The sequence below is a fragment of the Frankia nepalensis genome, from assembly GCF_016786325.1.
GTDB lineage: Bacteria > Actinomycetota > Actinomycetes > Frankiales > Frankiaceae > Pseudofrankia > Pseudofrankia nepalensis.
In genome coordinates, this window is the sequence record NZ_JADWYU010000129.1 from 15,586 (window position 1) to 30,207 (window position 14,622).

The following is a 14,622-nucleotide window of genomic DNA, read 5'->3' on the forward strand; positions in this document are numbered from 1 at the left end:
GTGGCTAGTCACAGCCGTCACCCTACCGCCCCGGTCCCACGCCCTCACAGCACCCCCGCCGTAACGGTTTCTGCGTGGTTTCCGGGTCGGAACGTGCCTCGTCCGGCCCGGTCGGGCGTCGCCGGTCCGTCGCCTGGGCCGTGCCGTGCGTCGGCGCGGGGCCTGGCCGAGGGCCCCGCGCCGACGCACGGAGCTCCTCCCTCGACCCCATGAGCATGCGTGAGCCCGCCATCTGGCCGGGTCCCGCGGTCGGTCCCCGCCGAGCCGCCCCTTGGGGTCGATTCGACCTATTTAGCCAGATTAGACCTGAATCGGCCTGAATCGGGCCAGGCCAGCGTGAGTGGCGGAGAGGGCAACTCGGCGGGAGACCGCGGCCTAGACGCCCCGGAACCGGTTGATGGCCGGCAGGTGGCGCTCCCGGAGCGCCTGGTCGCGCACGCCGAGGCCCTCCCGCGGCGCGAGGCACAGCACGCCGACCTTCCCCTGGTGCGCGTTGCGGTGCACGTCGTAGGCGGCCTGGCCGGTCTGCTCGAGCGGGTAGACCCTGGACAGCGTCGGGTGAATCAGGCCGCGCGCGATCAGCCGGTTCGCCTCGTAGGCCTCCCGGTAGTTCGCGAAATGCGAGCCGATGATGCGCTTGAGGCTCATCCACAGGTAGCGGTTGTCGTAACTGTGCATGAATCCGCTGGTCGAGGCGCAGGTAACGATCGTGCCGCCGCGCCGGGTGACATAGACCGAGGCGCCGAACGTCTCGCGTCCCGGGTGTTCGAACACGATGTCCGGGTCCTCGCCGCCGGTGAGCTCACGGATCCGCTTGCCGAACCGCTGCCACTCCTTCGGGTTCTGGGTCTGCTCGTCGCGCCAGAACCGGTAGCCCTCGGCGGCGCGGTCGATAACCAGCTCCGCGCCGAGCGACCGGCAGACCTCGGCCTTCTCCGGCGACGACACGACGCAGACCGGGATAGCCCCGCCGTTCAGCGCCATCTGGGTGGCATACGAGCCGAGACCGCCGGAGGCGCCCCAGATCAGCACGATGTCGCCCTGCTTCATCGCCGCGCCGTTGCGGGAGACGAGCTGGCGGTAGGCCGTCGAGTTCACCAGTCCGGGGCTCGCCGCCTCCTCCCAGCTCAGGTGGCCGGGCTTCGGCATCAGCTGGTTCGCCTTCACCAGGGCGAGCTGGGCCAGCCCGCCGAAGTTCGTCTCGAAGCCCCAGATCCGCTGCTCGGGGTCGAGCATCGTGTCGTCGTGCCCCTCGGGCCGCTCCAGCTCCACCGACAGGCAGTGCGCGACGACCTCGTCGCCCGGCTTCCAGGCGTGCACGCCCACCCCGGTGCGCAGCACGACGCCGGCCAGGTCCGAGCCCACCACGTGGTAGGGGAGGTCGTGCCGCTTCGCCAGCGGGGACGTACGGCCGTAGCGCTCCAGGAAGCCGAAGGTGGACATCGGCTCGAAGATCGACGTCCAGACGGTGTTGTAGTTGACCGACGACGCCATCACCGCGACCAGCGCCTCGCCCGGCCCGAGCTCCGGCGTGGCGACCTCGTCGACGTGCAGCGACCGGCGCGGGTCCTTGTCCCGGGAGGCGAGGCCCTCGAACATGCCGACCTCGTCCTTGCGCACGACCACGCCCCGGTAGGACTCGGGGACGGGCAGCGCGGCGAACTCCTTCTCCCGGGTCTCGGCGGGCGACGCCTCGGCGAGGATGGCGTCGAGGATGTCCTTCACGGGCTACCTCCGGCAGTCGGGAGTGCGAGCGGCACAGCAAGTGTCATCGATTGCCGCCTCCCCGGTCGCGCGGAAGTGAGCCCCGGCCCAATGTCGGGCTGATCGTTGTGGTCCCGGTGCTCGCGCGTAGCCCGGAGCCGGCCGCGCCGCGTCACCCGCCGGCCGGCCGGCGGCGCGCGGCCGGTGACGGGCCGGAGCCGGCGGAGGTAGCGGTCGGGCGTGCCGGCATGTACCGCGCGCTCATGGGTGATCACGCTGTGAACGGTTCGTGCGTGCCATCGACGGGTTCGTGAGCGCGGTCTCCTGACCGACAGGCATCGGTGGCGAGACTGGCTGACTAGCCCCTGCGCAAAGCGGTAGAACGGTGAGGACAACCCATACGGCCCGGCCCGCGTCATTTCAGTCGTGACCGTGCCCATGACAGTCGTGGAAGGGTGGCGGCCCGTGCCTGCGCGGAGCGACGCCGCCCGCGGTGCCGTCGCCCGGGACGCCGACCAGGCACTGACCGCGCTGTACACCGAGCACTACCGATCCCTCGTCCGCCTCGCGGCACTGCTGCTCGACGACATCGGCCTGTGCGAGGAGGTCGTGCAGGACGCCTACATCCGTGTCCACGGCGCATGGGGCCGCCTCCAGGACAAGGACAAGGCGCTCGCCTACCTCCGCCAGACCGTCGTCAACCTCGCCCGGTCCACGTTGCGCCGCCGGCTCGTCGCGCTCAAGCACGCCCCCAAGCCGATGCCCGATGCCGCCAGCGCCGAGGAGGGGGCCTACTCTCTGGTCGAGCGCGCCGCGGTCGTGCAGGCGCTTCGTGAGCTGCCGCGGCGGCAGCGGGAGGCTGTCGTCCTGCGCTACTACGCGGACATGTCGGAGGCCGACGCCGCCGCGGTGATGGGCTGCAGCGTCGGCTCCGTCAAGGCGTACACGTCCCGCGGCCTGGCGGCCCTGTCGACCAAGCTGGCGGATCTACGGTGAACGTCCCCGAGCAGGACCAGCTCAGCCCCGAGGAGCTGAGCCGGTTGCTGCGCGCCGCTGTCGAGCCGGTCCGGCCGTCGGCGGAGGGCTACCAGCGGATCCGGGCCGGTGTCGAACGGCGCAACCGCTGGCGCATCCCGCTGCTGGCCGCCGGCGGGGTGGCGATGGCCGGCCTGATCGGCCTGGCCGTGCTGCTGCTGCGGCCGGAACCGAAGTCGGTCGTGGTGGAGCCCCCACCAGGCCTGAACGTGACGGGCCAGACGGCCCAGGGATCGTCGACGGGCGCCGGCTCCACCGACCCGAACGGCTCCAGCCACGGTCCCTCCTCACCCGGCTCCACCCCGCCCGTCGGCGGGACCTCCACACCGGCGGTCAGCGGGTCGCCCACCGGCCCGACGAGCCCTGGCGTCCGGACCAGCGACGCCGGCAGCCAGACCAGGCCACCGGCGTCGGGCCGGCCGGCCAGGGACGGCGACATCGACGGCGACGGCATGGCCGACGAGGTCTCGGTCAGCGGGCCCACCGTCGAGGTCCGCATGAGCCGCGGCGAAACCGCGCGCTACGACTTCCCGGCGGGCTCGGCGCTCGGCTCGCCGGCCGGGTTCGACCTCGACGGCGACGGCTACTCCGAGCTGATCGTCAGGACCGGGCCGGCCGGCGGCCTCGCGGACTACGCGGTGCTGCGCTTCGTCTCGCCCGGTGTCGTCGCGATGGTCCCCGACCTGCCCTCGGCGCGGCTGGCCGCCGGCGCCTCGTCGGGGCAGACCGCCGCCGGCTTCCGCTGCTCGCACGACGGCGTCACCGTCGTCGCCGGGGTGGCGGTGGACGGCGGGCAGAGCTACACCGTCACGACCACGACGCTGCGCCTCGCCTTCGACCGCTGGGAGGCGGTGGGCACGCCGACCAGCGCCACGATGCCGGCGGCGGAGGCGACGCCGCTGTTCACGGCGGACTGCGGCTGACCGCCGAGTCACCTCGAGTCGCCGAGAGTCACCTCGAGCGCTGGCCGGCGGGCTTCCCCGCGGCGTCGCGCGGCCACTCCGGCGGGTCGCGCGGGCGCCAGCCAGGCGACCAGGCAGCCAAACAATGTCGTCGTGCCCCGAAAAGCCCGGAAAGTGCCGTCGTGCCCCCCGGGAAGGCCGGCCGCGGGCTGGCCGTTGACACAGTTGGCGACCGGCGTTTCCGGCCGGCCGCGGCGGTGAACCGGTGGCCGCGCAAGGTGGTTCTGGCCACGCCCCGGCGGCGCGCGGCGCAAGATCACGTTATGGTTTCAAGCACAGTCGTTGTCTCGGGCGTTGTCTCGGGCACAGTCGTTCCTGCTCGCATCCCGCTCTCCTGGAGGCAGTCATGCCTGGTTCGGTCATCGTGGCCGGCGCGCGGACCCCGATCGGCAAGCTCTCTGGCGCGCTGAAGGGCTTCCCGGCCGTCGACCTCGGCGGGATCGCGATCAAGGGCGCGCTGGAGCGGGCCGGGATCGCCGGCGACGCCGTCCAGTATGTGATCTTCGGACAGGTCATCCAGGCCGGTTCCGGCCAGATGACCGCGCGCCAGGCGGCGGCCAAGGCCGGCATCCCGCTGTCCGTCCCGTCGATCACCATCAACAAGGTCTGCCTGTCCGGCCTGGACGCGATCGCGCTCGCCGACACCTACGTCTCCAGCGGCGAGTACGACATCGTCGTCGCCGGTGGCATGGAGTCGATGACGAACACCCCGCACATGCTGCTGAACGGCCGGGCCGGGATCCGCTACGGCACCGCGCCGCTGGTCGACGCCACCGAGCACGACGCGCTGACCTGCGCCTTCGACCAGATCGGCATGGGCCTGGCCACCGAGCGCTACAACGGCCCGCTGAACATCAGCCGTGCCGAGCAGGATGAGTTCTCGGCCCTCTCACACCAGCGCGCCGCCGCGGCCATCAAGAACGGCCTGTTCGAGGACGAGATCGTCCCGGTCGAGGTCCCGCAGCGCAAGGGCGACCCGATCGTCGTCAAGGACGACGAGGGCGTGCGCGGCGACACGACGGGCGAGTCGCTGGGCAGGCTGCGCCCGGCGTTCAGCAAGGACGGCACGATCACCGCCGGCTCGGCCTCGCAGATCTCCGACGGCGCGTGCGCCGTCGTCGTGATGAGCAGGGCGAAGGCCGAGGAGCTGGGTCTGTCGATCCTCGCCGAGATCGGCCACCACGGCTTCGTCGCCGGGCCGGACACCTCGCTGCAGTCGCAGCCGGCGAACGCCATCAAGGCGGCGCTGGCGAAGGAGGGCCTGGCCCCGGCCGACGTCGACCTGTACGAGATCAACGAGGCGTTCGCCTCGGTGGGCATCCAGTCGATGCGCGAGCTCGGCATCACCTCCGAGGTCACCAACGTCAACGGCGGCGCGATCGCGCTCGGCCACCCGGTGGGCATGTCGGGCGCCCGGATCGCGCTCACGCTGGCCCTCGAGCTGCGGCGGCGCGGCGGCGGCGTCGGCGCTGCCGGGCTGTGCGGCGGCGGCGGCCAGGGCGACGCGCTGATCCTGCGCGTGCCGGCCGCCTCCTGACCCCGAGTCCTCGGCCCTGGCCTCGATGACGCGGGTGGCTGCCCCCAGGTCGGCGGCGTACGGGAGCCCGGCGGAGCTGGTGGCCGCGGCGGTCGAGGACCGCTCGCCGCGCGCGGTCGCCAGGCTGATCTCGCTCGTCGAGGACGACTCGCCCTGGCTGCGGGAGATCTCCCGCCTGCTCGCGCCGCGCACCGGCCGGGCGGAGGTGATCGGCGTCACTGGCGCGCCCGGGGTCGGCAAGTCGACGTCCACGTCGGCCCTGGTCGCCGCCTACCGGGCGGCCGGCCGGCGGGTCGGCGTGCTCGCCGTCGACCCGTCGTCACCGTTCACCGGAGGCGCGCTGCTCGGCGACCGGGTCCGGATGACCGCGCACACCACGGACCCCGACGTCTACATCCGCTCGCTCGCCTCCCGGGGCCACCTCGGCGGGCTGTCGTGGGCCACGCCGCAGGCGCTGCGGGTGCTCGACGCCGCCGGCTTCGACGTCGTGCTGATCGAGACGGTCGGTGTCGGCCAGGCCGAGGTGGACATCGCCTCGCTGGCCGACACCACACTGGTGCTGCTCGCGCCGGGGATGGGCGACGGCATCCAGGCGGCCAAGGCCGGCATCCTGGAGATCGCCGACGTCCTGGTGGTGAACAAGGCCGACCGCCCCGGCGCCGACGACACCTACCGCGACCTGACGAACATGGTCCGCCTGTCCGGTCTCACCGGCCATGGCGGCCGCGGTGGCCGACCCGGCGCCGGGGGCGGCGTGGCCGGTGCCGACGACCGCTGGGTTCCGAGGGTGGTCCGCACGGTCGCCGCCGAGGGCGGCGGCGTCGACGAGGTGGTGGCGGCGGTGGCGGCCCATCGCGGCTGGCTGGCCGCCAGCGGGGAACTGGCCCGCCGGCGGGCCAGGCGGGCGGCCGACGAGATCGAGCAGATCGCGCTGGCCGCGCTGCGCGCCCGCTTCGGCGACGTCCACGGCACCGGCCGCCTCGGCGCGCTGGCCGACGACGTCGTCGCCGGCCGCCTGGATCCCTGGTCCGCCGCCGACGACCTGGTCGCGGCCCTTACGGCCGCTACCCCGCCCGCCGGGCCGGCGTCTCCACCGGCCCCGGCGGGCCAGGCGGCTGGCGGGCTCGCGACCGGCTCGACGCTCCCATGAGCGCCGACTGGCCGGCGGCCGCCGGCCGACCGGCCAGCCCGGCCCAGCCGCCGACCACGGGAATGGAGCGGCCACAGGCCTCCCCTTCAACCGCCACAGGGGTCGGCGGGGGCGCGAAGCGCCCGACAAACGAGCGCGTCAGCGCCCGTCCGGCTCCACATCCGCTGATTTCGGCGCTGGGGCTGGCCGCGCATCCAGAAGGTGGCTGGTACCGGCGTACATGGGCGAGCCCTGCCGAGATCGCCGCGCATGGCGGTGTCCGGCCGGTCGCGACCTCGATCCTGTTCCTGCTGCAGCCGGGCGAGGTGTCGGCCTGGCACCGGGTGGCCTCCGCCGAGATCTGGCTCTGGCAGGGCGGCGGCCGCCTCGCCCTCACCCTGGGCGGACCGGGCACCGAGCCGGTCGCGGGGGAGCGGATCGTCCTGGGCCCGGACCCCGCCGCCGGTGACGCCCTCCAGGCCGTCGTCCCGGCGGGCCACTGGCAGAGCGCCGAACCCGTCGCCGACGGGGACGCCGAAGCCGTGCTGGTCGGCTGCGTGGTCGCCCCCGGCTTCGACTTCGCCGACTTCGAGCTGTACGACCCCACCGCGCCCCGCTGACCCGGCCGGTCCTGTCTCCGCCCCCGGGGGGAGGAGACAGGACCAGCGGACGCGGAAGGCTCGGCCGGCTCAGAACAGCGCCGCGGCCAGGGCTCGGCGGGCGGGGGCGACCGCCGGGTCGGCGTCGCCGAGGGCCTGGAAGAGGCTGACGAGGTGGGCGCGGGCCTTCTCGCGCTCGTCGCCGGAGCTACGCCGGACGAACGCGACCAACTGCTTGAACGCCTCCTCGGCCTGGCCCTGCGCGATCATCAGGTCGGCGGCGGCGAGCGTCGCGTCGACGTCGTCCGGGTTGGCCGTCAGCCGGCGGCGCAGGTCGGCGGGATCGATCGAGCCGACCCGCTCCAGCAGGTTCACGCGGGCAAGGCCGAGCGTCGCCTCCGGGTCCGCGGGCGCCTCGGCGAGCCGGGCGCGGTAGGCCGCCGCGGCGGCCGGCAGGTCGCCACGCTCGAGCGCCTCGTCGGCCGCGGCGAGGTCCGGGTCGCGCGCCGGGCCGCCGGCGCCGCCGCCGAAGGCCTCGTCGATGAGGGCGAGCAGCTGGTCGAGCCAGCCACGTACCTCCCGCTCCGGCAGGGCGCCGGAGAACTCGCTGACGATCCGGCCGCCCACGACGGCCTTCACGGCGGGGATGCCCTGCACGCCGGCGGCCTGCGCCAGGCCGGGGTTCGCGTCCACGTCGATCTTGGCGAGCACCCAGCGACCGCCGTCGGCCTCGGCCAGCCGCTCCAGGATGGGACTGAGCTGCTTGCACGGCCCGCACCAGGACGCCCAGAAGTCCAGGACCACCAGCGTCTGCATGGACCGGTTGACGACCTCCTCGGCGAAGGTCGCCTCGGTGACGTCGATGACCACGGGCCCGCCGGGGGCGCCGCCGCCCGGGGGGCCCCCGGCTGGGGGTCCTGCCGCCGCTGGCCGGGCCGCCGTGGGAGGCGGCGCCGGCTTCGGGTCGAGCGGCACGGCGCCCGCCAGCCGCAGCCCTCCGAGCCGGTCCGGAAGAGGCCCGTTCTGGGCGCGTGAGGACTGCGCGCGCGTCGGCCGGGCGCCCGCGGAGCGGGGTGAGACAGGAGGCCTACGTTGCATACCCACCATCGTGACACCTCCCACGGCGGGCTGGCCGCGCCGGGCGCGAGAGTTTTCCGGCCGCTATCTCGGTCTTCCCGGCCGAGTCGGCCCCCGGTTCCCCTCGATCCGTGCTCAATGTGTACCTACGGGGTGGCGTTGGGTGATTCCTGGTCAATCGGTGGGGAAAGGGGGTCAAGGTGGCGCTCGATGGTTGCCACCTTGGCATGGAGGGCGTCGACGGCGCCGGGGCGGATGTCCGCCTTGAGGACCAGGCTGACCCGGCCGGCGCGGGCGGCGACCGCGTCGGTCGCCCGGCGGACCACGTCCATGACCTCGTCCCACTCGCCCTCGACCGTGGTGAACATCGAGGTGGTCTCGTTCGGCAGGCCGCTGGCCCGCACCACCCGGACGGCCTCGGCGACCAGAGCTCCGACGTCCTCACCCACACCGATCGGGGTCACACTGAACGCGACAAGCATGGTCACGGCATACCATGCGCGCGCCGGCGTATGCGGGGCCGGCAAGCCTCGACCGCGGGCCAACACCGGCCGCGGCGCTCCCACGCCGCGGCGGGCGGCGCCGTCACCGCCGACCGAGGGCCCCCGAAAGGGCCCACTACGATGCGTGTAGACGTACCGGGCGAGATGCCGCTACTCGGGTCGTTTCGACCACGCCGGGCGGCGAGAGCTGTTCAGCACGTGACGTGCGCGCTGTCGTGAGCCAGTCTCGGTGACGAATGGTCGCGCCGGAGTCGACGATGGCGCCACGGCTGGCCTTGCTACGCAAACCCGCCACAACACCGGATGACGGCACGCCCTACCATTGGCCGCCGTGGGATGGACACAGATGGCGTCGACCCGCCGGGAGATCTCGGCGGGCGCTGTCGCGTGTCACCGCCTGCCCAAGGCCTCCCCATCTAACCGGGCGACTCGGGGTCGAGGCGACGGGATGGTGCCCAGGTGAGCACCCGCACGTTGTTGGACGCGTTGAACGACCTCGTGGTTGTGGTCGGCGCCGACGGGCGCATCCTCGACGTCGGCGCGGCGGCGCGGGCGTTCCTCGGCGACCGGCTGGCCCGCGTCAGCTTCCTGCGCGAGCTCGCCGACGTGGTCGAGCCGTCCGCGCGGGTCCCGGCGGACGTCGTGCTCGACGCGCTCGCGCGCACGGGCGAGTGGCGCGGCGCCGCCCACCTGCTGGACATGGCCGGCAACCCGGTGCCGTTCGACCTCACGGTCCGCGCCGACCGGGCGGGCTGGGTGGCCGTCGTCGCCAAGGACACCAGCGACCGGCGGGCCCGCGCGGGCGCCGAGCGGGACTCACGCGCCAAGGACGAGTTCATGGCCCGGCTCGGGCACGAGCTGCGCACCCCGCTGAACGCCATGCTCGGCTTCGCCCAGCTCCTCGAGCTCGAGCCGCTGCCCCCGGGCCTGATGGACGACGTACAACGGATCATCACCGGCGGCCGGCACATGCAGGCGATCATCGACGACGTGCTGGACCTCGCCCGGCTGCGCGCCGGGCGCGGTGACATCACCAAGGCGCCGGTCAACGTCCTCGACATCGTCGAGGGCGTCGTCGAGCTCGTCGAGCCACTCGCCCAGCGGCGCGGCATCCGCCGGGTCATCCACCCCGCCGTGCCACTGGTCGCCGACGCCGACCGCCGCCGGCTCTGGCAGGTGCTGCTGAACCTGCTCGGCAACGCGATCAAGTACGGCCGGGACGGCGGCACCGTGCGGGTCGGCATCGTGCCCATCACCGGTGGGCGGCTGCGCATCGAGGTCGAGGACGACGGCCAGGGCCTGCCCCCGGACGCGATAAGCCGGCTGTTCCGCCCCTTCGAGCGGCTCGGGGCGGAGCAGACCCGGATCGAGGGCAGCGGGCTTGGCCTCGCGCTGTCGCACGCGCTGGTGACGGCGATGGGCGGCGTGCTGACCGCCGCCAGCCGGTACGGCGTCGGCAGCGTGTTCGCGGTGGTGCTCGACGCCGTCGACGTCCGCTACCCGCATCCCGACCCGGACCAGGACCCGTTCCCGCCCGGCATCGGCGGCCGGATCCCGACCGACGCGAGCCTGCGGGTCGTGCACGTCAGCGGTGACCCGGCGACCCGCGCGCAGGTGTCCCAGACGCTCGCGCGCGCCTTCGCGGCGGACACGGTCAGCGTGCCGCGCGGCGCGCTCGCGCTCGACGCCATCGCACGGTCCGGGCCCGACCTCATCATGATCGACCAGAACCTGCCGGACACCACCGCGGCCGACCTGCTCGCCCACCTGGCCGGCGACCCGGCGGCCGCCCGCGTGCCCACGGTCGTCCTGTCCGCGGCGGACGACCCGGTCGAGGTGCTCCGCCTGCGCCAGGCCGGCGCGCGCGACGTGGTCTCCTCCCCGATGGACACCGGCGCCCTCGTCATCGCCGTCACCTCCGCGGCCGGCGCCAGCCCCACCGACTCGGCGGTCGCCCCGACCCCCGCCGCCCAGTACCCGGCCGGCAGCCAGTTCCCAGGCTGACCGGCCGCGGGCGGGCGGCGGCTGGCGGCTGGCGCTACTCGTCGCCCTCGTGGACGAACCAGATGGTGGACAGGGCGGGCAGCGTCAGGGAGGCCGACGCGGGCTGCCCGTGACAGGGATCCGTGGTGGCCAGCACCGCTCCGAGGTTGCCCTGTCCGGAGCCGCCGTAGACGGTGGCGTCGGTGTTGAGGATCTCGCGCCAGCGTCCGGGGCGGGGCAGGCCCAGCCGGTAGCCGTGGTGGGGCGCGCCGGCGAAGTTCGTGACGCAGGCGAGGACCGGCGGCGCGCCGTCCGCCGCGTCGGGGCCGGAGCCAGTGGCGTTCGGGCGCGGCGGGGCGAGCTCCCCGAAGCGCAGGAACGACAGCACGTTGCTCTCGGCGTCGTTCGCGTCGATCCAGCCGAAGCCGCTCGGGTCGTTGTCCTTGGACCACAGCGCGGCCGTCGCGCGGTAGGTCCGGTTGAGGTCGGTGACCAGACCGGCGACGCCGCGGTGGCCCGGCTCGTCGAGGTGGTGCCAGTCGAGGGTGGTCGACTCGTCCCACTCCCGGTCCTGGGCGAACTCGCAGCCCATGAACAGCAGCTGCTTGCCGGGGTGCGCCCACATGTAGGCGTAGAGCGCCCGCAGGTTCGCCAGCTGCTGCCAGCGGTCGCCCGGCAGCTTGCGCAGCAGGGAGCCCTTGCCGTGCACGACCTCGTCGTGGCTGAACGGCAGCATGTAGTTCTCGGAGTACGAGTAGACCATCGAGAATGTGACCTGGTGATGGTGGTACATCCGATAGACCGGCGCCCGGGACATGTAGTCGAGCGTGTCGTGCATCCAGCCCATGTTCCACTTGAAGCCGAACCCGAGCCCTCCCAGATGGGTCGGGCGGGTGACCCCCGGCCAGGCGGTCGACTCCTCGGCGATCATCATCACGCCCGGCACCTTGCGGTACACCGTCGCGTTGACCTCCTGCAGGAAGGCCACCGCGTCCAGGTTCTCCCGGCCGCCGTGGATGTTCGGCAGCCACTGGCCAGCCGGGCGGGAGTAGTCGAGGTAGAGCATCGAGGCGACGGCATCCACCCGCAGCCCGTCGATGTGGAACTCCTCGAACCAGTACAGCGCGTTCGCGACCAGGAAGTTGCGTACCTCGACGCGGCCGAAGTCGAAGACGAACGTGCCCCAGTCGGGGTGCTCGCCGCGCCGCGGGTCGCCGTGCTCGTAGAGCGGGGTCCCGTCGAACCGGCCGAGCGCCCAGCTGTCCCGCGGGAAGTGGGCGGGCACCCAGTCGACCAGCACCCCGATGCCGGCCTGGTGCAGCGCGTCGACCAGGTAGCGGAAGTCGTCGGGGTCGCCGAACCGTGAGGTGGGAGCGTAGTAGGCGGACACCTGGTAGCCCCAGGAGCCGCCGAACGGGTGCTCGGCGACCGGCAGGAACTCGACGTGGGTGAAGCCGGCGTCGCGGACGTACTCGACCAGCTCGGTGGCCAGCTGCCGGTAGGACAGGCCGCGGCGCCAGGAAGCCAGGTGCACCTCGTAGACGGAGACCGGCGCGGCGTGCCACGCCGTACCGGCGCGCTCGGCCATCCAGGCCTCGTCCGACCAGGTGTAGGCGGATTCGTGGACCACGCTGGCGGTCGCCGGCGGCGTCTCGGTGTGGATCGCCATCGGGTCGGCCTTCTGCCGCCACACGCCGTCGAAGCCGAGGATCTCGTACTTGTAGCGGGTGCCGGCCTCGACACCGGGGACGAACAGCTCCCAGATTCCGGTGTGGCCCAGCGAGCGCAGCGGGTAGGCCCGCCCGTCCCAGAAGTCGAAGTCGCCGACGACCCGCACACCGCGCGCGTTTGGCGCCCAGACGGCGAAGCTCACGCCACTGACATCCCGCCCGTCCTCGGCCGGGTAGCGGCGGATGTGCGCGCCCAGTACCGTCCAGAGCCGCTCATGACGGCCCTCGGCGATCAGGTGCAGGTCGATCTGCCCGACGGTCGGCAGGTAGCGGTACGGATCGTCGACGAGGTACCGGGAGTCGGGGTAGGTGACCTCCAGGCGGTAGTCGGGCACCTTCCCGCCGGGCACCGCCACGGCGAAGACCCCGCCGCTGTGCAGCCGGGCCGCCTCGTACCGGTCGTGGCCGATGACGACGGCGACGCCGACCGCGTCCGGGCGCAGGGCGCGCACGATCGTCCACTCGCCGGTCGGGTGCGCGCCCAGGATGCCGTGCGGGTCGTGGTGCCGGCCGCCGACCAGCTGGTCGAGCTCGGCGCGCGGCACGGCCACGTCCGGCGGCGGGGAGCTGGGCTGGGGCTCGGCGAGCATGGTCTCCGTGCCCGGCATGGGGCCCGGCCCGCGGCCGGGCCCCGCGTCCGACGCTGTCGACTGCTCGCGGGCCGGGCCGTCGGCCGATGGCCTGGGACGACCGTTGTTGGTGTCGATCACTGCTTCTCCCAAGCTTGTCCGGCGTGGCTCATGCCGCGGCCGACCCGGTCGGCAGCGGCGGGTGCGACTGGGTGAGGCGGCGGACCGCGCCGAGCGGGATCTCGATCCACGACGGCCGGTGCCTGGCCTCGTACAGCACCTCGTAGACGGCCTTGTCCAGCTCGAAGGCGCGCAGCGTGACCGCCTGCGCGTCGAGGTCGAGCCGGCTGCCGGCGCGGTAGCCGGCCAGGAACGCCTCCCGGTTGCGCTCTGCCCACTCGCGGGCGTGGTAGCCGAGCCCGCGCTCGCCCTCGTTCTGCCGCTCCAGCAGCATCGACTGGGCGGCGTAGTCGAACGAGCGCAGCATGCCGGCGACGTCGCGCAGCGGCGAGTCGAGCCGGCGGCGTTCGGGCACGGGCCGGGCGGGCTCGCCCTCGAAGTCGAACAGTACCCAGCCCGTGTCGGTGCGCAGCACCTGGCCCAGGTGCAGATCACCGTGTATCCGCTGGAGCGGTGGCGCCGACTCCGTCGCCGCCAGGGCGTCGAAGGCGCCGCGGGCGGCGGGCTCGAACGGGGCCAGCTCCGGCACACCGGTCAACGCCGCGTCCAGCCGGGCGTGCAGGTGGCTCGCGGTGGCCTTGAGGCTCTCGGCATCCACGGCGGCGGTCGGGAAGCAGCGGGCGAGCAGCGTGTGCACCTCGGCCGTGGCGACCCCGAGCCGCTCGGCCTCGCCGGCGAAGTCACCGCCGACCTCGTCGGCGCGCAGGTCACCCTCCGCGTAGAGGTCGCGGACGCTGGTGAGCGCCAGCTTCCAGCCCTCGGTGCCGCTGCGCAGGAACTCCTGCAGGAAGGCGAACGTGGTGACGCCCTCCGGCTCCGGCTGGCCGGGGTCGGCCAGCTCGCCGTCGAGCCAGGCGAGCGGGCGGGCGACGTGGGCGCTGCCGGCCTCGGCCAGCGCCCTGGTCACCTCGAGGTCGGGGTTCACGCCTGGCCAGAGCCGGCGGAAGACCTTGAGGATGTAGTGCTCGCCGTACACGATGGAGGTGTTCGACTGCTCGGCGCCGACCGAGTGCGCGGGCATCGCGGACAGCGGCGCGAGGGCGCGCGCGGCCAGGGTCCCGTGGCGCCGGCCGCCGGCGAGGAAGTCGAGCACGGCGGCGGCCCCGTGCGGGTCGTGCAGACCGTCGTAGACCAGGCCGGACGAGGACCTGCCTATGAGGAACCCCTCGTGACCGTAGGGGGCCTCCAGGCGGATCACGACCGGGACCTGGTAGAAGTCGGCCGGCCCGCCGTCGGCGTAGTCGACCTCCACGACCAGGTGGCGCAGCAGGTCGCTGACCGCGACGTCCTGGCGGATCCGGATCGCGGCGCCGGGGCGGCCCTTGCCCGCGAACCAGCGTTGCCTGGGCAGCCAGTCCGTCAGCAGGGACGTGAGCTCGGAGTGGTCTCGCACGGTCGACCTCCCTGGGCCATCGGCTGTCTTCGTGCCCGCAGCCGGTGGCCTTCGCATGTAGTTGTGGCCAGGGGCCGCGCTGACGACGGGGACGCGGGCCTGCCACGGCCTGGGAGCCGCGGTCCCCAGCGGCGGGCTGAGGGCCCGGGATCCCCAGGTCCCCGGGCCCGCCGGGGGGCCCCGCGGGGGGGGGGGCGGGGGGGCCGCCCGGCGGTAGGGCC

Annotated in this window: 11 protein-coding genes; 6 read left to right on the plus strand and 5 right to left on the minus strand. The window is 73.8% G+C overall.

Features of this window, described 5'->3' with window-relative positions; genetic code table 11:
* Nucleotides 1-375: 375 nt before the first annotated feature.
* Complete coding sequence (gene ccrA / locus I6A81_RS17205; protein WP_203003811.1) at nt 376-1,725, minus strand: crotonyl-CoA carboxylase/reductase; 1,350 nt, start codon at nt 1,723-1,725, stop codon at nt 376-378.
* A gap of 417 nt (nt 1,726-2,142) precedes the next feature.
* Here ccrA and I6A81_RS17210 point away from each other — a divergent pair, with 417 nt between their 5' ends.
* From I6A81_RS17210 to I6A81_RS17230, 5 genes are all read left to right on the plus strand, one after another.
* Nucleotides 2,143-2,700: a SigE family RNA polymerase sigma factor gene (locus I6A81_RS17210; RefSeq protein ID WP_203003812.1), complete on the plus strand. Its 558-nt coding sequence runs from the start codon at nt 2,143-2,145 to the stop codon at nt 2,698-2,700.
* Complete coding sequence (locus I6A81_RS17215; protein ID WP_203003813.1) at nt 2,697-3,662, plus strand: FG-GAP repeat domain-containing protein; 966 nt, start codon at nt 2,697-2,699, stop codon at nt 3,660-3,662. The genes I6A81_RS17210 and I6A81_RS17215 overlap by 4 nt, the downstream gene beginning before the upstream one ends.
* 385 nt (nt 3,663-4,047) lie before the next feature.
* The gene (locus I6A81_RS17220) at nt 4,048-5,238 is read left to right on the plus strand and encodes an acetyl-CoA C-acetyltransferase (protein ID WP_203003814.1); all 1,191 of its coding nucleotides are present in this window, start codon (nt 4,048-4,050) and stop codon (nt 5,236-5,238) included.
* A gap of 25 nt (nt 5,239-5,263) precedes the next feature.
* Entirely contained in the window at nt 5,264-6,388 is a 1,125-nt protein-coding gene (gene meaB, locus I6A81_RS17225) for a methylmalonyl Co-A mutase-associated GTPase MeaB (protein WP_203003815.1), read from the plus strand.
* Complete coding sequence (locus I6A81_RS17230; RefSeq protein ID WP_238429359.1) at nt 6,385-6,987, plus strand: cupin domain-containing protein; 603 nt, start codon at nt 6,385-6,387, stop codon at nt 6,985-6,987. Before meaB ends, I6A81_RS17230 begins: the two co-directional genes overlap by 4 nt.
* A gap of 69 nt (nt 6,988-7,056) precedes the next feature.
* On the opposite strand, the gene I6A81_RS17235 is transcribed toward I6A81_RS17230, so the two are convergent.
* Together I6A81_RS17235 and I6A81_RS17240 are read right to left on the minus strand one after the other, a co-directional pair.
* On the minus strand, nt 7,057-8,073 hold the full coding sequence (locus I6A81_RS17235) for a tetratricopeptide repeat protein (RefSeq protein ID WP_203003816.1): 1,017 nt from the start codon (nt 8,071-8,073) through the stop codon (nt 7,057-7,059).
* Nucleotides 8,074-8,189: 116 nt separating this feature from the next.
* Complete coding sequence (locus tag I6A81_RS17240; RefSeq protein ID WP_203003827.1) at nt 8,190-8,525, minus strand: MTH1187 family thiamine-binding protein; 336 nt, start codon at nt 8,523-8,525, stop codon at nt 8,190-8,192.
* Between the two features lie 480 nt (nt 8,526-9,005).
* Here I6A81_RS17240 and I6A81_RS17245 point away from each other — a divergent pair, with 480 nt between their 5' ends.
* A complete protein-coding gene (locus I6A81_RS17245) occupies nt 9,006-10,550 on the plus strand; it encodes an ATP-binding protein (RefSeq protein WP_203003817.1) in 1,545 nt (514 codons plus the stop codon).
* A gap of 34 nt (nt 10,551-10,584) precedes the next feature.
* On the opposite strand, the gene glgB is transcribed toward I6A81_RS17245, so the two are convergent.
* Entirely contained in the window at nt 10,585-12,969 is a 2,385-nt protein-coding gene (glgB, locus tag I6A81_RS17250; protein WP_203003818.1) for a 1,4-alpha-glucan branching protein GlgB, read from the minus strand.
* 28 nt (nt 12,970-12,997) lie between these two features.
* Complete coding sequence (locus tag I6A81_RS17255; protein WP_203003819.1) at nt 12,998-14,401, minus strand: maltokinase N-terminal cap-like domain-containing protein; 1,404 nt, start codon at nt 14,399-14,401, stop codon at nt 12,998-13,000.
* Nucleotides 14,402-14,622: the final 221 nt, after the last annotated feature.

What these genes read in the sequence shown, in the direction of transcription:
- I6A81_RS17210 (WP_203003812.1), top strand. Translation starts at nt 2,143, where the DNA reads ATGACAGTCGTGGAAGGGTGGCGGCCCGTGCCTGCGCGGAGCGACGCC.
- I6A81_RS17220 (WP_203003814.1), top strand. Translation starts at nt 4,048, where the DNA reads ATGCCTGGTTCGGTCATCGTGGCCGGCGCGCGGACCCCGATCGGCAAG.
- meaB (WP_203003815.1), top strand. Translation starts at nt 5,264, where the DNA reads ATGACGCGGGTGGCTGCCCCCAGGTCGGCGGCGTACGGGAGCCCGGCG.
- I6A81_RS17230 (WP_238429359.1), top strand. Translation starts at nt 6,385, where the DNA reads ATGAGCGCCGACTGGCCGGCGGCCGCCGGCCGACCGGCCAGCCCGGCC.
- I6A81_RS17235 (WP_203003816.1), bottom strand. Translation starts at nt 8,073, where the DNA reads ATGGTGGGTATGCAACGTAGGCCTCCTGTCTCACCCCGCTCCGCGGGC.
- I6A81_RS17240 (WP_203003827.1), bottom strand. Translation starts at nt 8,525, where the DNA reads ATGCTTGTCGCGTTCAGTGTGACCCCGATCGGTGTGGGTGAGGACGTC.